The 16,032-nt window shown below is 45.4% G+C and carries 19 protein-coding genes; all 19 read right to left on the reverse strand.

Annotation, left to right across the window (positions count from 1 at the left end; all coding sequences use genetic code 11):
- Positions 1–61: 61 nt before the first annotated feature.
- The 19 genes from MHI38_RS09065 to MHI38_RS09155 all read right to left on the reverse strand — a co-directional run bounded on the left by MHI38_RS09065 (position 62) and on the right by MHI38_RS09155 (position 15,960).
- On the reverse strand, positions 62–1,615 hold the full coding sequence (locus MHI38_RS09065) for a response regulator transcription factor (RefSeq protein WP_154887669.1): 1,554 nt from the start codon (positions 1,613–1,615) through the stop codon (positions 62–64).
- A gap of 25 nt (positions 1,616–1,640) precedes the next feature.
- On the reverse strand, positions 1,641–3,386 hold the full coding sequence (locus MHI38_RS09070) for a sensor histidine kinase (RefSeq protein ID WP_244159176.1): 1,746 nt from the start codon (positions 3,384–3,386) through the stop codon (positions 1,641–1,643).
- A 4-nt stretch (positions 3,387–3,390) separates the two neighbouring features.
- The gene (locus MHI38_RS09075; RefSeq protein ID WP_090915695.1) at positions 3,391–4,509 is read right to left on the reverse strand and encodes a response regulator transcription factor; all 1,119 of its coding nucleotides are present in this window, start codon (positions 4,507–4,509) and stop codon (positions 3,391–3,393) included.
- A 241-nt stretch (positions 4,510–4,750) separates the two neighbouring features.
- On the reverse strand, positions 4,751–5,749 hold the full coding sequence (locus tag MHI38_RS09080) for an endo-1,4-beta-xylanase (RefSeq protein WP_090915353.1): 999 nt from the start codon (positions 5,747–5,749) through the stop codon (positions 4,751–4,753).
- 134 nt (positions 5,750–5,883) lie between these two features.
- Positions 5,884–6,231 (reverse strand): hypothetical protein, encoded by a 348-nt coding sequence (locus MHI38_RS09085; RefSeq protein ID WP_154887667.1) that lies wholly within the window; start codon positions 6,229–6,231, stop codon positions 5,884–5,886.
- A 144-nt stretch (positions 6,232–6,375) separates the two neighbouring features.
- On the reverse strand, positions 6,376–7,248 hold the full coding sequence (locus MHI38_RS09090; RefSeq protein ID WP_154887665.1) for a phosphotransferase: 873 nt from the start codon (positions 7,246–7,248) through the stop codon (positions 6,376–6,378).
- Between the two features lie 11 nt (positions 7,249–7,259).
- Positions 7,260–7,754 (reverse strand): DinB family protein, encoded by a 495-nt coding sequence (locus MHI38_RS09095; protein WP_154887663.1) that lies wholly within the window; start codon positions 7,752–7,754, stop codon positions 7,260–7,262.
- Between the two features lie 67 nt (positions 7,755–7,821).
- The gene (locus MHI38_RS09100) at positions 7,822–8,112 is read right to left on the reverse strand and encodes a hypothetical protein (RefSeq protein WP_090915361.1); all 291 of its coding nucleotides are present in this window, start codon (positions 8,110–8,112) and stop codon (positions 7,822–7,824) included.
- Positions 8,112–8,621 carry a hypothetical protein gene (locus tag MHI38_RS09105; protein ID WP_154887660.1) on the reverse strand — a complete coding sequence of 170 codons (510 nt, stop codon included), beginning with the start codon at positions 8,619–8,621 and terminating at the stop codon, positions 8,112–8,114. Before MHI38_RS09105 ends, MHI38_RS09100 begins: the two co-directional genes overlap by 1 nt.
- Positions 8,622–8,806: 185 nt before the next feature.
- Entirely contained in the window at positions 8,807–9,337 is a 531-nt protein-coding gene (locus MHI38_RS09110; RefSeq protein WP_154887658.1) for a DinB family protein, read from the reverse strand.
- Positions 9,338–9,486: 149 nt separating this feature from the next.
- Positions 9,487–10,431, reverse strand: coding sequence for a GNAT family N-acetyltransferase (locus tag MHI38_RS09115; protein ID WP_154887656.1), 945 nt, complete (start codon positions 10,429–10,431; stop codon positions 9,487–9,489).
- 3 nt (positions 10,432–10,434) lie between these two features.
- Positions 10,435–11,067, reverse strand: a complete 633-nt coding sequence (locus tag MHI38_RS09120) for a hypothetical protein (protein ID WP_154887654.1) — start codon at positions 11,065–11,067, stop codon at positions 10,435–10,437.
- Positions 11,064–11,648, reverse strand: a complete 585-nt coding sequence (locus MHI38_RS09125) for a DUF1361 domain-containing protein (protein ID WP_341181202.1) — start codon at positions 11,646–11,648, stop codon at positions 11,064–11,066. The genes MHI38_RS09120 and MHI38_RS09125 overlap by 4 nt, the downstream gene beginning before the upstream one ends.
- Positions 11,649–11,828: 180 nt before the next feature.
- The gene (locus tag MHI38_RS09130; RefSeq protein WP_154887650.1) at positions 11,829–12,257 is read right to left on the reverse strand and encodes a GNAT family N-acetyltransferase; all 429 of its coding nucleotides are present in this window, start codon (positions 12,255–12,257) and stop codon (positions 11,829–11,831) included.
- Positions 12,258–12,270: 13 nt separating this feature from the next.
- Positions 12,271–12,741, reverse strand: a complete 471-nt coding sequence (locus MHI38_RS09135) for a GNAT family N-acetyltransferase (RefSeq protein ID WP_154887648.1) — start codon at positions 12,739–12,741, stop codon at positions 12,271–12,273.
- Positions 12,742–12,744: 3 nt separating this feature from the next.
- On the reverse strand, positions 12,745–13,173 hold the full coding sequence (locus MHI38_RS09140; protein WP_154887646.1) for a GNAT family N-acetyltransferase: 429 nt from the start codon (positions 13,171–13,173) through the stop codon (positions 12,745–12,747).
- Between the two features lie 208 nt (positions 13,174–13,381).
- Positions 13,382–14,611 (reverse strand): amidohydrolase, encoded by a 1,230-nt coding sequence (locus MHI38_RS09145; protein ID WP_154887644.1) that lies wholly within the window; start codon positions 14,609–14,611, stop codon positions 13,382–13,384.
- Positions 14,612–14,649: 38 nt separating this feature from the next.
- Entirely contained in the window at positions 14,650–15,204 is a 555-nt protein-coding gene (locus MHI38_RS09150; RefSeq protein WP_154887642.1) for a methylated-DNA--[protein]-cysteine S-methyltransferase, read from the reverse strand.
- Positions 15,205–15,237: 33 nt separating this feature from the next.
- Positions 15,238–15,960, reverse strand: coding sequence for a DNA alkylation repair protein (locus MHI38_RS09155; RefSeq protein WP_154887640.1), 723 nt, complete (start codon positions 15,958–15,960; stop codon positions 15,238–15,240).
- Positions 15,961–16,032 lie beyond the last annotated feature (72 nt).

Here is a 16,032-nt window from a genome sequence, read left to right on the forward strand (position 1 = left end):
AGCATCTCCCCCCCTTAATTGCAGGAGGTCTTGAACCGGATCATACCTCCTTATATGTGCTCTAATTAGCATGCTTAAGGCGATACTCAGCCGGTTTCAGCCCTGTTCTCCGCTCGAACTGTTTCAGGAAATGCTGGTAACTCTTATAACCAACCTGCTCTGCAATCGCACATGAAGCATCGTCTGAATCTCTGAGCAGTCTCATCGCTTCCTCTATCCTAAGATCATGTACCATGTCCAGAACACCCTTGCCATATTTGCGCATAAAAGATTGGCCCAGATGCACAGGATGCATGAAGAATCGCTCGGCAAGCTCCTTAATGGTAAAGGTCTCTCTAAAATGCGCTTGCAAGTATTCAGCTACCATCGCCTGTGTTCCGCCAAGCTGTTTTTGACGTAGAGATGATGCCACAGCTTGACACTTCAAGCAAAACTTTTCCATCATACTCGCTGATTTTTCGATGTTCCAGTGATACCGGTCATCGGAATGAAAGGCTGTATCCAGCAACAGATCCTTCGTTTCTCCTCCAAGCTCCTTGCATAGAGAAAAACCGCGGAATAAAATCTGGGTCATGAATATGTGCACAAATTCAGGTGCAGTCTTGTTCATTACAAATTGATGGAATGCTTCTCTAATCGACAGACTTAATTGTTCTGGCGAACCGTTCTCCAGATGCTCCATAATGAGATCCACTTCACAGAGAGATTCGGGATTAAATCTTAGACGTTGTTCCTGAAGATCTTCGGCGAATAGCAAATTCCCTTGGTGCAAAAACAAAAAACGCTCCGTCTCGACAGCCATACTTCTGGAAAGAGATAAGGCTTCCGGTTGCTGCACAGGCAAACCTACGGCAAACTGAACTCCGTCTGGAACAAATTCATTTAAGTCAGACAACAACCTTTCCGCAAAATCCCGATGATCTCTTCCTTGCCATGTTTCTAACTCTGAGGACACTTCACCCCAGACAATACCGCAGGCATCCTGTTCATTTTCCACCACATAACAGCACGGTTCACGGCTTACGGTCTCATGAATCACCGAGCGAATCTGACCAGAATCAGCACGCTGAAATCTCACTTTCACATACGTCCACTTCTGAGCTTGCTCATACAAATGAGCGATATCGTGAGCCATCTGTTCTGCATCCTCAACTTCCTGTCCGGTAACCAGTGTAGCCAAAACATGCCGTGTTTCCTGTACTTTGGCCTGTTCACGAACAACTTCACGCTCTTGCTTCTCCTTCAACTCCTGCGCCAGTCGCTCCAGCATATCGTCCGCTTCCATCGTATCCACAGGTTTGGTTAAGTAATTACTGACGCCAAGACGAATAGCCTGCCTCGCGTAATTAAAATCGCTGTAGCCACTTGTAATGACAAACATTGTGGAATCGTGCCCCAGACGGCGTGCCTCTTCAATCAATTCCAGTCCGTTCATCGCTGGCATATGAATATCCGTGACAACCAGATCAGGTTTACTCGTACGGATCGCTTCGACTGCCTCTTCTCCATTCGTACACACACCGTTAATTTCAAAACCGAATTTTCGCCAATCAATTAACAACTGCAGGCCTTCAATCGCAAACGGCTCATCATCCACCAATAGAACTTTATACATCTTGCTGTCCCCCTTTGTTCATCAGTCACAGTCTATCTGTCGGAATATGAAATCCGGCTTCCGTACCGCTGCCCTTCTCACTGCGAATCGTGAACGTTGCATCCCCTTCATAAAATAATTCCAGGCGGCGATAGACATTACGAATGCCCACATGTGAACCGTCCTTCGCCTGATCCGAGCGTACGTCCTGTATTAATTGCCGCAGTTTATCCTGCTCCATCCCGATCCCGTTATCGATAACCCGAATAACCAGTCCGGATTCACCTAGCTTTGCGGTAATATGAATTAATCGCCCATTTTTGCGTGCTTGCAATCCATGTTTGCACGCATTCTCCACCAGCGGCTGAATACTCATACGCGGAATACGTTTGCCCGCAGCCTTTGGATCAATATCCAGAGTATAATCAAACAACTCTCCGAATCTGAACTTCTCAATTTGAAGATAAAGTGTTGTGAATTGTAACTCCTCTTCGAGTGGGATCAAGTTGTCTGATCTGCTGAGCAACTGTCTCATGAGTAAAGATAAGCTTTTAATAATCTCAGATACTTCGGTATAGCCGTTTTTAGTGCTTACGACGAGTAATGCGTTCAGTGTATTAAACAGAAAATGTGGATTCATCTGGCTCTGGAGCATAGATAACTCCGTTCGGACTTGATCCAGTTCCAGATCCTTGTGCCTGATCTCCAGTTTGTATACGTCGTTAATCAGGGAATGGATTTTGCTGATCATCATATTAAACGTGCGAATTAACCCGCCAATCTCGTCCCGACCTTCCTGGATCTCGATCAGGTCAAAACGTTCATTCCGCACTTTCTCCATATGCCTTGACAATTTACGGATACGGTAGTGGTACGAACGCAAAATAAAGTAAATGAGCACCGATGGTACGATGACACTGATAATCGCCAGCCACAAAATGGAATTACGCGCTTCGTCCAACAACTGATCCACATGCCGCGTATCCGCAACACCGATCAGCTTCCAGCCGTCCAGATAAGCCAGATTACCAAGTGACTTCTCCATGATATATTCGGACTTCGCATCGGAAGACCATCCCTCTGCCGGGAAGCGTGCACTGGAAACGACCGGACGGCTATTTCCGTCCACAAGTCTGAGCTGCAGGCTGTTTGTCTCCCGATTAAGGATGCTGTAAATGCGATTCACTTCGAGATCAATTTTGGAATACTTCGCGTAGGTAGCATATGAAGTAAATGTCTTCATTTTTCCAATGACACTAATTCGCTTCCCGCGGCTAAATCCAGACTGTTCTTCGTAATCAATAACTAAAATATCGCCGTTTGCTTGATTTAACTGCTCCATGCCCGGCAACGACGTCGTTTTGTCCTTCATGACGATGTAGTGACTACCGGTCTGAATGGTATCGTTATCCGTATAAATTCGGACTTCCAAAATATTGGCCGACATATACCGTGTCAATTTGTCACGCAGGAAAACATGATATTCGTTGTAATAATCCACAGGTGACGCGTAGGTACGATCCAGAGCTTCATATAAGGAATCATCGGCGGCAATCATACGGCTTAGCGCCACGCTCTCATCAATCATACCAACCAATTCTCCTGCGGCTCTATCAATCGATTTGCGCAGATTTTCCTGTTCCCGTACTTTGATATCTGCAGATGTTCGTTGATAGAAAAACAGATTAATCGCAATAATCGGTAGCAGAATACTGACCACATAGATCAGCAGAAATTTATATCGAAGGGGGATGTCGTTTACCGTATGAAAAGTCCTCTTCTTCTTATGCACATAATCACCCTTGGTTGTTGTTTTTATATAGAGATGGAAGCTCACCTGTAAGCGCTTTAAATTTTTCTGTAAAATACTCCGCATCATGATAGCCCAATTCAAATGCAATATCTGAGATTTTCATATTGGTTCGGCGGAGCATCCTGCGTGCCTCTTCAATACGAAGACGATGAACATATTCACTGAAGCTGACTCCCATCTCACGCTTGAACTGCTGACCTAGATAAGCCGAGTTGACATGAATGTGATTAGCGAGCTGCTGCAGCTTGATTTTGGTACGATAATGCTCCTTCAGATACTGGACAGCCTCTGCCACCAGACCACTGGAACCTGGATCAGCCTGAGCCATTGAAGCAAACGTTTCCGTAATCCGAATAAACAATTTCTTCAAGTCCCCCATGAACCAACTCTCTGTATGATGCCAGGTTCGCACTTGGAGAAGAGTCTGATCTGCTCCGATCATGCTATATCTGCGTAGTAGTTCTCCATGGATGTATCTGACTGCGCTTTGAGCCCAGATCATCGCGGCCCGAGATTCTTGTATCTCCTGTAGCATATCATCAACAATGCGAGCAACGCCTGTTACATCTCCTGCCTCGATTAACGCGATAAACTGCCGTGCCCGCGATGCCATTTTCTCCAGATCCGCCTCATCCAACATGCCGTCGTCATCCGTAGTTGAGTCCAGCATCTCCATGGCGTGATATTGCTCTTCCGCAAGCTTGATCTCTATTTCCTGCCGCTGGGTATCCAGCGGTACGATCAGGTTCCGTAATAACTCGTGAATTTCTTCTGGCACCAAAGGTTTGAGCACATATTCATTCACCCGATATCGTATCGCCTGCTGTGCATAACCAAACTCGGAATACCCTGTTACGATCACGATCTGGGAATCATATTTTAACTCTTCACGCATGGTTCGGATCAACCCCAGTCCATCAAGCACAGGCATCTGGATATCGGTTACCACCAAATCCGGATTTACATGATTGATCAGTTCCAGTGCTTCTTCTCCATCGGTCGCAGTTCCACACAACTCATATCCGCAGCCTTGCCAATCGATCATCGTTTTCCAGCCTTCCAGCATAAACGGCTCATCATCTGCTACAATGACCTTGTACATTGGATTCACCTGCCATTTCCCCTTTTTTTCTCCAGTATGGCATCGTACCGTCCATGTGACAATGCTATTATTCGAATAAATCTGCTCTATATATAAGATACTTCAAAAAAGCCTTACAGGCTTAACCCTTTTTATGGGGTCCGCATGTAAGGCTGTAATTCCGAAACACTCAGCAGAGCGCTGTATGCTTAGCTTAAACGTATATTTAAATTGAGCCTGAAATTTTGCCTTAGCTTTCTTCTTACTTTTGCCCGAGAATGCGCCAAAATGAATCCTTCGGTTGCTGCTTGGTATCGAACACAAATGGCCAGTTTTTGCGGCCACGTACCGGGAAATGATCCAACCACGTATAATGATCAGCCGCACCCCAGAATGTTACAGAAGTAATATTGGATTGATACTCCCGGAACAGCTTGAAAATCTCCTCATACCGTTTCTCCTGAAGCTCCATCATCTCAGACGTTGGCTCTGTCAGATCAGTTCGCGTATCATCATGTTGAAACACAGATACATCCAATTCAGTGACGTGAAGCTGCACATCCAGTGAAGCATAACGTTCAATGGCTTCACGGATCTCTTCTATGGACGGTCCATGAATATTCCAATGACCCTGCATTCCAATACCATGAACCGGAACCCCTTGATCCAGCAGTGATTTTACTAGATTGTATATTTTCTCCCGTTTGACCGGATTAGTCTCGTTGTAATCGTTGTAAAACAGCAATGCATCAGGATCAGCTTCATGAGCCATATGGAATGCCTGTGCCAGGTAATCTTCTCCCAGCAATCGCAACCATTTTGTATCTCGCATGATCACGTCAGTCTTGTCTTCGATCGCCTCGTTTACCACATCCCATGCGTAGATCTGTCCTTTGTAACGGCCAACAACGGTATCGATATGCTGCTTCAAGCGGGACAACATCAGTTCCCTCGAAGCCGGTCCGCCGGAAGCATCCTCAAACACCCATGCCGGCGTCTGGTTGTGCCATACCAACGTGTGACCACGTACACCTATCGCACGGCCCACTGCAAAATCAACAATCTCATCTGCTGCCTCAAACGTATATTCATGTTCTCGCGGATGAACTTCTTCAAACTTCATCTGATTCTCCGCAGTAACACTATTATAGTGCTTCGCAATAAATTCCCCTTCGGATTGTAGCATTCTTGTATGTACTGCTGCACCTATTTTGAACGCATCGGCATAAGCAGTATGTAGGGACGGAATTTCGGTAGACATCCTGGTTCCTCCTCGCAGATTTATTTCTTCATCATAACGTAAAATGAATGCGCTTTCCCTGAACAAAATAAACCTTCTCCCCCCTGAAATTCTACCAATTTCAGCACAAAAAGAAGAAATACAGGCAATATACGTTATAACTTGTCTATCTGTAGCAAAGTCACTTGCTTCACTGTACATGCCGGGCTGACTTGTTCTTCAGAGAGTACATTAAGCTTGATCAGGCTTTTCAGCTTATGGCTGTCCACCTTGGACAGCAGCCTCCAAATCTCCGGGTCGGGCAGGGATGCATATAGCTTCTGATCGTCATATTCCTTGCGGTGCTGGAGCACCGTTTTCACCTTATATCCGCCTACTTCGGTCTCATACACCCCTTGCTGCGCACAGTACGCCACAATCTCATCTCTCAATACAGATAACTGTTGTTCGATCTCTTTCTGCTGCTGTTTTAGTTCAAAGTAAGCCTGCACCTTCTGTTCCATTATTTATCACACTCCTCTACTACCATAGGTATGCAGAAAATATGAGTTTAGGACAGGCTTGTAGGCCACCTTAAAAAGATATTTCGAATACCAAATCGTAATTTTAGGACTTTAAGAAAAAATTCTATAGGGAGGATATTTCATTTACAACAAGTCTGCTTGGAGGTAAGGGTTATGAGTAGCTACATCAAACACTCGCCGCATGACTTCTGCATTTCTCGGAACATCGCCTTCGCGCGAGAGCAACACCCAGCGTAACCAGGCCAATGCTTCAAACCCCTCCTCCTCGTCCAGCGTATTGCCGGCAGCCGCTCGTAATTCGGCCTGATAAAACATTCCCAACTCTCTTCCGTTATAGATGGTGATTAGAAAAACAGACCATGCCGCATCATATCTCGGGTCTCCGTACTGTCCGTTGGTCCAGTCTATAACGGTGTATTTTCCATCCATCTCTACGATATTTCCTAGGTTGTAGTCACCATGAATGAAGTGATCCTGTCTGATCTTTACACGTTTCATTAAGTCATGAACAATGTGATGGATATCTCGGTGCTTAGCCAGCTGAGGAAAAAAATAGTCGATAAAATTGTAATGAGGAATGTAATCTTGTTTTGCTTCTTTCGTTTGCGGCTGTTTAACACGGATTGGATGCTGGTGGATATCATTTAAAGTCTGAGCAAGCCGTCTTAATATTCCATGATCTAGCCGGGTAACCGGCACACCATCGTAACTTGTTAGTAGCACTTGATTCTGATGTTCATCTGTTCCCCAGCCATATGGCTTGGAAACCTGAATCCCGCTTTGACTCAGCTCGTGCAACAACTGATATTGTTTTCTAATATCCGGGTGTGAGTCCTTATTCCAGATTTTCAGTACGTATAGCTGATCATGAAGTTCAACACGCATAACATCCGCTTCCAATCCAGGCTTAAGCGGGATCATCCGATGCTCCTGACCTATTCCCTGCCGAATCGCTTCATCCAGTTGAACCCAGCGGATACTGCTAAGTTGTATCACTTGTACTCACCTCACGGCCCTTCATCATGGTTAGGTTCAATCAATCCTTTGCCTATAACATTAGCAGATACGGGCTCTCGGCCAAGTTCTCTTGCCCATACAGATAACTGCCCTATATGATGAATTTCATGTGCAATTACATGACGTATAACTTCGCCCCAAGCATCGATATGCACGTGTTCGTCGGTTCGGCGGTCGATGTAAGTTCTCTTTTCCATACTCGGCTCCCACAATAAAACAAATGCTTCCACATCTTGATGTAGCTTATGGTCCAGCTCACGAACAGCTTCGAGCGTCTGGTAGTTTGCAAAATCCTCCGCAGTATCCGGTTTTCCTTGTAACAGTTGAAGCCAGCTCCACTCCACATCAATGATATGAAAAAAAGTCTTCAGGATACTTCCCACACCACCTATACGCGGTCGAAGTAATTCTTCTGGCGGCAGGTCTGCACACCATGCATACCACTGTTCACGCACGATCCAGTTGTATCGAAAAAAGGTTTCCATACCGTAGCCTCCTATGTTGCTGTACTTAGGTCATTATAGCTTCTTGATCAATTCAATAAATTATTATTCATTCCACTGATTTGTTAGTTAATCTTTTTTTGATATAGACAATCACATGTATTCCAGCATAAATAAATAGAACATTCACGAAATAAACCAGTAAATTAATATGCATATTGGATATAAACCAGATTGATCCGTTTGAATTCGAGACATGATAGTCCGTCAAAAAACGAAGCGGGAATCCATACTCGGTTCGTAAAGGTTCGTTATCATTATTCAGCGTTCCCGGAATAAAAAAGACAGCCAATACAGCGAGCCAAGCCGACAAATTGAATATTTTTTTATGTATCTTCATTATGTCTCCCCCTGTTCCTCCTTAGCCAGATTTCCTCCGTAATAGGTTCCCTCCAGCTCTTGATCCAGGTAACTCTCCAACGCCTGATGGTGCAGTGCGTACCTCGAAATTTTGCTGAAACGGCCAATCTTCGTAACATAAATCTGTTTGCCGTTGTATTGTATCATGACCTGATTGTTATGCTTCAATCTCAGAGCGATGCCCATATGAATGCTGCCCTCAATGCGATCTACAGCCGTCTTCGCTGACGCTGGAGCTTCATTCAACCAATCAACAACTCTGCTTGTTTCTGCTTCATTTAAAACAGCTGCATCAAAACGGATCTGTACTCCGCTGCCACCCTTGGTATATATCGCTTTGCTCGTATCTGCACGGACAACCTCCGCGCTAGATAAAGGGGTTTCAATATCCACAAACCGGTTGTTCATATACACGAAGTACAGGGCTAGCGCAGTTGCCATAATGCCTATAATCAACCAGAATCGTTTGATATTTCGTGTGTTATTCATTCTTCATCACCTCGTAATGTGTGCCATGTCCACCACATGAGCAAACATGCTCAGCACCGAATTATGATGTTCTATAATCTTCTGTTCCACGTTTCCACGGGCTTCCACTATTCTTATAATAAAAACAACCTGAATTGAACTTTAGTTACAACCTATTTTATCATTTATTCAATGGCAGCCTCTCTTCATCGATCAGATGTATGAGTATGGAACCATTTCCGCAACTGATTTATATGCGCCTGATGATAACGATTGTGGTCAGCCATGTGCCAAAGTCCCCAGCGAACAGAAGCTTGCTTTTCATTCCTATGCCCGAAAGCAACTACGATATCCATATCCGCATCCGTAAGAATTGTGCACGTTTCCTGTAGCATGTTCATGATCAACTGATGTTGAGAAATAAGGGTGTCTCTGGATATCCCCGCTATGAAAGGAAGTTTGTTGTTTTCATCAATCATGGGACCGTATTGCTCCAACATATCGTAAGGTAACGTTTTTCCTTTGATGCGATACACCCAGTTCAGGTCAACGAACGTGATATGTCTCAGTAACTGAGCTGTACTGTTATATAGGTTGCCAGGTCCTCTGTAATCGACCTCCTCCTGTGACATGGAATCCGTGATGGATTTCAGGCGATCACTGTTCTCTTTAACCACGGCGAAAAGCATCCCCGTGACAGAAGACATATTTTCCTCCCCTTTTAAATCATGAATCATACCCTCACCTCTTCAACAAGATAAGGCGATCTCACCAGATCGCCCCTGTTCGCTAATTATTTTCTTTTTCGATACGCTTGAAGATGCTACCTGTTGTCATAAGGAACTCCTGGGAGCATTTCCGTGAATATCGGTAAAAATGGCCACCTTCATTCCGCTTTCTCCTCAGGAACATACATCGTCTGAATCTCCTGCACACCTTGAACAAAACCCAGATTCAGATATACCGACTCGGCATCATTGCCTTCCATCACATACAGTCGCAAAAATGGATAGTGCCCCTTGAGCATCGTTAATGCTCTTTGTAACATTTGGGTAGCAATTCCTCTGCCTCTGTACGAGGGGATTACGCCTATACTGTATACCGCAGCCTGATTGTCCTGTAAACACAAGCGGCAGTTGGCGACCAGTTGACCCGTTGCTTGATCGTATACCAATGTAGATGCCTGAGTCAGGATTTCATTTGTATAGTTAGGATCTTCGTCAGGTGTAAAATCTTCAAGAGAGCTCTGCTTTCTGCGCGTTGCTTCTAGACTTCCACCGAAACTTTCCAGATCACACTGGGCAATTTCCTCTTCGTTTACATATTTGAAGCCACCTGATTCTTTTCCAATAATCTCTGGGCTCTTAACAGTCACTCTGCTGTCCCAATCCACCTCGAAATGATCCGTAGGACGCTGCATCCAGCGGCATCTGAATTCGGCCGGCCAAAATCCCGCTCTCGCAAACCAGTCCACTTGACCTGGTAGAATCTCAAATGTCAGAATTCGTTTACTCCGATCCGACCACTGCATTAATTTCTGTTTCAGCAGCTTGACGATCTCAAAGCCTTGCTGGAATGGCGGGATGAGAAACAAATGATACATCTTGTTAGGCTCCATTCGCACACCACCTATTTTACTTTCCCCGCGATAGATCCAGTACGCACTGCATCTTGAGGAACTGAATTCTTCTTCCCTAAAAAATCCGACGTATCCCATATCATAATAAATGGTGCAAAATAACCCCCACTCCGTAACATCCGCAAGCCGAATTGAGTATTCATCTGATAAATCATATTGAAGCGTGTCAGCAGACCACTCTGTCAAAGTCATATGTCATTCCTCCTTAACCGGGTATCCGATTTCCGCGATGTCCTCTTCCAACTCATCTAACTCGATCTCCGGGTTTAATGCCTGCAACAGTCGTTCGTTCAACGGTTTCATGGCAAAAATATGCTGGATCGGCTCTAAATTAAGTTCAATCTCATAGTATTCCTGAGCCCAGGCATGGTAGTGCTCCGCACCGCCCACAAGAACTTGTAGAAGAACATAAGCTTCATCCGCGAGCTGTTGACTCGAAGTCCACTCGTTATGTACCTTTTCATGCCAGACGCAGAAGGTGATCTGATCCATCATAAAAGCAGGCTCGTCCAGAAACGTCTTTTTGAAATCTGCCGGCACACCCTCCAATACATCACCAAGTTGATCTTTATGTAGGGAAGCATAAGCTTTGTCGTAACCTTTGATGATTAAACGGTTGCTCGAATCAAATAACGCGAAATAGTGATCTCCCTCCCCATCTCTCATCGAAGCCATCTGTTCGTTCGCATCCCACTGCGCATTGTACGAATAATACCTGTACTCCCATTCTGGCATTAGAATTGCATCCAGCATCGCTACTGCCTTGAAGATTCGCTGACATTCAGAAATGCTGGGCAATTGATGGATAAAATCAGAAGTATTGCTCATTTTCTTACCTCCCGAGTAATCGAACCACTTATCAATGAAATAATGACATATGCAAATGCCTGGATCACAAACATCAGCGTAACAAACGCCACCGGAAGACCGCTTTCTGAACTAAAATCATTCATCAAATCCATAACAACCTGCCCGGGTCTGGACACGATATCCCATGAATTCCAGCGATTAAATCTCCCGATATATACGCCCAGACCACTTAGAAGTAAAATGAATCCGACAATAATCCAGCAAACGAACCTGTGTACGAACAATTGCAGCACATGTTCTATTTGCCTTATAGAACATGTGGAGAGCATCAACCCTAAAGTAGCTACACCAAACGTAAGGGTCAGACTGTACCAGAAATCCATCTCGAACCAAAAAGCACTCTCAGGCTGAGCAGTAAAATACCGGAATGCATGCAACATTTCTGTAAACAGATAGGCCGCGTTAGGCAGAAAGAACAGCCAGATCATTCCGAGCAAACCTGTCAACGCCATGCCCATCCATCCGGGTCTCACAGCCTTACGTCGAAAGATAAGAGCAATCATCGTTGAAATGAGAAACGGAACCCATGCCAGAAACATATCCCAGTCTAGGAAGGCATACATATTCGATCCTGACTTTGCACGCAGATACACCGCAATGCCAAGACAGCATAACGTCGTAAGTAGCAATGAGAACGCTAAGGCAATAAATCTATTGTTCAAAATTCGATCATGTTTATCTATCATCTTGTTGGACTAGTCCTTCTTCTGGAAATAAATTTATAGATATTTTTTAAAGGCTTTGCTGGACTCGCCATCGTATCCTAGCTTTTGATAAAATTGATGGGCCCCTTGCCTGGAAGCTCCGCTAGCGAGGAGGATCTTGGATGCATTCACCTGCAAACATACCTGTTCCACATGTTCCATTAATTCTGTTCCGTATCCGTTGCCCTGCAACTCGCTAGACATAACAACCCTTTCAACCAAACCAAACGGCCGATTTCCTGCCAGAGCGTCTAGGCAGATATGTAAATGTGCCGTACCTACCACCTGCTCCCGGACTTCGTACACAAAAAGGAAGCTGTGTTCGTGACGCCTGATCTCTTCAATTCGTTCAGCAAGCACCTCAGTATGCGCGTGGTTGGGCAACAGCTCCCTGTACAATTTGTCAATAGTTGCTGCATCCCTGGCTTCGGCTTCTCTGATCATTTTTTTGCCACCTCTACTCTCTAACTTGATAACCTAAAATAATGTCACCATTATCCTCTAATTCTCCTGTTTCCTGAAACCCACAACGCTTGTACAGTGCATTAGCCGCAACATTATGCGGGATATGAGATACCCTGATTTGCCGACAATCCCTTCGCTCCTGCAACATGTGAATAACTTCCTGGATGGCACGTTTCCCATAACCTTGACCCTGATGTTTTCCATCAATCATAAAACGAAGAATCCAATAATGCCCATCTGTATAGATCTCGTTATCAAATAAAATAAACCCGACCATCTCATACCCTGCATAGATCCCGTAAGGTCTTGAAGTTACTTCCTTGGTCGCATGGATTAAGGAATCCGCATTGCTCGCTACCAGTGTGAGCTGATCTTCCTTCGGTTGCAGAAGGATGCACTCACTTTCATTTTCCTGTGTAACCGGTTGCAAAGTGACTTGTTTCTCTATCATGTTATCACGCATATCTCATTCTCCTTCAACTATGACTGCTTCAATTTTCTTCATCAGTATAATTTCTAATGGCTGTGTATCTAACAGTAAAGCTCCTGCATCCACATATCCCATTCCACGATAGAAATGTTGAGCACTCTCATCAGACTGCGTAGAAGTCATAACCGTATCAAAGCCCTTCTCTTTCATTTCATTTTCCCAATACTGTACGACACGTTGTCCTGATCCACGGCCACGAAACGGCTCATCGATCCAAATCATGTTCATAAAAGGCGTGTTATCCCAAAAGTATCCATATCTCATCCAGCCAATCCTTGCCTCGTCTTCCCAGAGGATATATATTTCCTTCTCTTTTATTTTCGTCTCAACAAGTGTGGGATGGATATGCCGATCTTTTTCAACGATATATGCATGGTCTGCCTGCGAAGCATATGTAATGTTCATAGGATTAACTCCTTCATATAGTAAAATCATAATCTATCATAACCCAGAATGTGGGTTATGCGTATAATTTCTTCCTCATATATGGGCTATATATGTTGAACTAAAATAGTTCCACACGGTTCATGCCTATTCATGCAAAAAAAGCCACGGTATCCGTAGCTTAATCTTTAACCTTTATTCTGTTCATTACATTTTAAGGGGATGCCTGTTACGCTAGCGATCCACTCACCAAGTGTCCTTGATACCACACAGCCAGCCTTCCAGATCGCCTTGCCACCGCTTCGGCTGCACAACTCGCCTGCACCAGAACAAAGCTTGCTATATCGCCTGCCTTTGGCCATACGCTCTCTCCTGCTGCATTCAGCGAAGTCACTCCGCCCGTAATCGTAGCTATTGACTGGGACAACGATAACTCGTCGCTATATCCATACAGCTCGGCGAAGCGTCCAGCCTTTTCAAGCATATCTCCACTACCAAAAGGAGACCAGTGATCCGTCAGACTGTCTGTCGCCAGTTTCACGTTTACACCCACACGTTGCAACATCGGAAGCGGCATCATCGTTCTGCCCATCGGCACGGTTGAAGCCACACTCATTCCCAGCGATGCCATGCGGCTCGCCATCTCCTCGGTTTCCTGTTTCTCCGCTCCTGCAAACCAGAACGCGTGGCTAACCGTCACCTGACCCTGAAGCCCTGCTTCTTCAGTCAACCTTACAAGTTCCAGTAACGTTTGCTTGCCAGCTTCGCCACCATCATGCAGATGCATATCGATTCCTGCCTGATGTTTGACTGCCAGTCCCACCATGGTATGCAGCGATTTTTCGATGTTCTCATCTACGGTATACGGATCAAGTCCGCCTACATGTGTTGCACCCTCTGTCATGGCTTGTCCCATGAGTTCGACCGAGCTGGATCGTAACAGCCCATGCTGAGGGAACGCGACAATCTCTGAAGATATTTTACCCTTGTAACTCTCCAGGGCTTGCTTGGTTGCTTCCAAACGTTTTAATCCACTGACTGGCTCAATATTGCAGTGCGCGCGAACGTGTGTAGAGCCGTAACCCTGTATTAGTGCAAGGATGCTTTCTGCCTGCCGTTTTGCATCGGGTAACAATTTGGGTAGTAATACCTTCTCCTCTTCAATACGATCAAAGATGCTGGAGCTGCGTCTGACCGCTTTCCATGGCCCATCATAATAGGTTTTGTCCAGATGAATATGTGCTTCTTCAAACGAAGGCAACAATAACAAACCTTTGCCATCCACTCGCGGCAATTCTTCTGTCAATTGCGCCTTTGCGTCCACAATGGCAGCAATAACTCCGTTCTCAATCCGCAGATGAGCAAGACCCGTTTGTGTGCCCGTCACCTCTGCTCCTTCACGAATATATCCTTGTTCCAATCTTACATTGGTCAGCCAGAATGCCTGTTGCTGTTGCATTGTCTTTCCCTCATTTCTCTCTTCTCTTTTCTCTTTAATTAAAAATTAAACCGTGCATGTCCGCCATCTGTCACGCCCTCAATTCGTTCAATATCGAGTAATCTGCGCTTCATCTCGAGACCACCACGAAAACCCGTCAGCTTGCGATTGGCACCAATAATCCGGTGGCATGGCAGTAACACTGGAATGGGGTTCGTCCCGTTCGCCGCACCTACAGCCCGCACAGCCGAAGGTCGTCCGATCACGGCAGCGATATCCCCATAGGTACGTGTCTCACCGTATGGCACACGCCCGAGCGCTTTCCATACCTGTTGCTGAAATTCGGTACCCATCAGGTCAAGCGGGATGTCCTCTGTGTATGCTGTCTTTTCCCCTGCAAAATAGGACTCCAGCCAGTCCATCATGCCCGTCTGTCTTAATGCCTGCTCATTCTCTTCAAGTTTAACACCCGGGGCAATTTTACTAATCCAGCCGTGCCAGTCTTCCAGCGTTTCGTTCGGCATAACGATCCGGCACAGTCCCTTTTCGGTCGCAAGCAGACTCCAGGGACGACCGTCCAGCAACATCGTGGCATACATCATCTTTTGTCTCATTTCATATTCGACCTTTCTTTATATATATCTGAGTCAGGAGCTTGTCTGTTTGGGAGCACTTGTCTGTTTGCTCACCTTGCGTTTCATGCTGCGGATCACTTGTTTGTCCTCCGGTGTCACGCGGTACGATTCCGTAATCTTCTGGAGTGCTTTGTTGTACGTAAAATCGTCAAGCGTATTGTTTTGCAAATACGGCATGGTCACCTCAGGTTGCTTCACATACGCGATCGAGATCGCCCAGGCCACCGCCATTTTCACATAATAGGCCTCATGTTTAATCTGATCAAGTAACGGCAACACCTGATGAATATAATGCGGCTCCAGATAAAAGTTCAACAGCATGACCACGCCAAACCGGATTTCATATTCCTGATCCGACTTGATATAAGGCTGAATGAAGTTCCACATCGCATCCATATGCACTTTCGTATATTTCAGTCCGGCACAGAAGCTGTCACATACCGACCAGTTATCCATTTTGGGTACAAAAGCCGCAATACGTTTTAACAATTCGTCCAGATCTGCTTGAACGTGACCAATGACCATTGCTTGCAACATTACTTCTTCAAAATAGTCATCCTGCGCCGTATCCAGGTACGTACGCCAGTCTGCAACGGCAATCTGTTTGGCTATTTTGCGGATCGTCGGCAAGCGCACACCCATCACGTTTGAAATATTCGGTATAAGGGAAGCCGCGAATTTCTGGTATTCCGGCTCAGCCAGGCTGAGCAGTTGTGTTCGAATATCGGTTTCCAAGGGCACTGGACCTCCTCGTTGATTACTGTAAAACAAGTATATCCTGAGTGCTTTCTTTTGTAAGCCCATCTC

It is taken from the genome of Paenibacillus sp. FSL K6-1558 (genome assembly GCF_038002565.1).
In the GTDB taxonomy this organism is placed as follows: domain Bacteria; phylum Bacillota; class Bacilli; order Paenibacillales; family Paenibacillaceae; genus Paenibacillus; species Paenibacillus polysaccharolyticus.

What these genes read in the sequence shown, in the direction of transcription:
- MHI38_RS09065 (WP_154887669.1), bottom strand. Translation starts at nt 1,615, where the DNA reads ATGTATAAAGTTCTATTGGTGGATGATGAGCCGTTTGCGATTGAAGGC.
- MHI38_RS09075 (WP_090915695.1), bottom strand. Translation starts at nt 4,509, where the DNA reads ATGTACAAGGTCATTGTAGCAGATGATGAGCCGTTTATGCTGGAAGGC.
- MHI38_RS09080 (WP_090915353.1), bottom strand. Translation starts at nt 5,749, where the DNA reads ATGTCTACCGAAATTCCGTCCCTACATACTGCTTATGCCGATGCGTTC.
- MHI38_RS09085 (WP_154887667.1), bottom strand. Translation starts at nt 6,231, where the DNA reads ATGGAACAGAAGGTGCAGGCTTACTTTGAACTAAAACAGCAGCAGAAA.
- MHI38_RS09095 (WP_154887663.1), bottom strand. Translation starts at nt 7,754, where the DNA reads ATGGAAACCTTTTTTCGATACAACTGGATCGTGCGTGAACAGTGGTAT.
- MHI38_RS09100 (WP_090915361.1), bottom strand. Translation starts at nt 8,112, where the DNA reads ATGAAGATACATAAAAAAATATTCAATTTGTCGGCTTGGCTCGCTGTA.
- MHI38_RS09105 (WP_154887660.1), bottom strand. Translation starts at nt 8,621, where the DNA reads ATGAATAACACACGAAATATCAAACGATTCTGGTTGATTATAGGCATT.
- MHI38_RS09110 (WP_154887658.1), bottom strand. Translation starts at nt 9,337, where the DNA reads ATGATTCATGATTTAAAAGGGGAGGAAAATATGTCTTCTGTCACGGGG.
- MHI38_RS09115 (WP_154887656.1), bottom strand. Translation starts at nt 10,431, where the DNA reads ATGACTTTGACAGAGTGGTCTGCTGACACGCTTCAATATGATTTATCA.
- MHI38_RS09120 (WP_154887654.1), bottom strand. Translation starts at nt 11,067, where the DNA reads ATGAGCAATACTTCTGATTTTATCCATCAATTGCCCAGCATTTCTGAA.
- MHI38_RS09125 (WP_341181202.1), bottom strand. Translation starts at nt 11,648, where the DNA reads ATGTTTCTGGCATGGGTTCCGTTTCTCATTTCAACGATGATTGCTCTT.
- MHI38_RS09130 (WP_154887650.1), bottom strand. Translation starts at nt 12,257, where the DNA reads ATGATCAGAGAAGCCGAAGCCAGGGATGCAGCAACTATTGACAAATTG.
- MHI38_RS09135 (WP_154887648.1), bottom strand. Translation starts at nt 12,741, where the DNA reads ATGCGTGATAACATGATAGAGAAACAAGTCACTTTGCAACCGGTTACA.
- MHI38_RS09140 (WP_154887646.1), bottom strand. Translation starts at nt 13,173, where the DNA reads ATGAACATTACATATGCTTCGCAGGCAGACCATGCATATATCGTTGAA.
- MHI38_RS09145 (WP_154887644.1), bottom strand. Translation starts at nt 14,611, where the DNA reads ATGCAACAGCAACAGGCATTCTGGCTGACCAATGTAAGATTGGAACAA.
- MHI38_RS09150 (WP_154887642.1), bottom strand. Translation starts at nt 15,204, where the DNA reads ATGAGACAAAAGATGATGTATGCCACGATGTTGCTGGACGGTCGTCCC.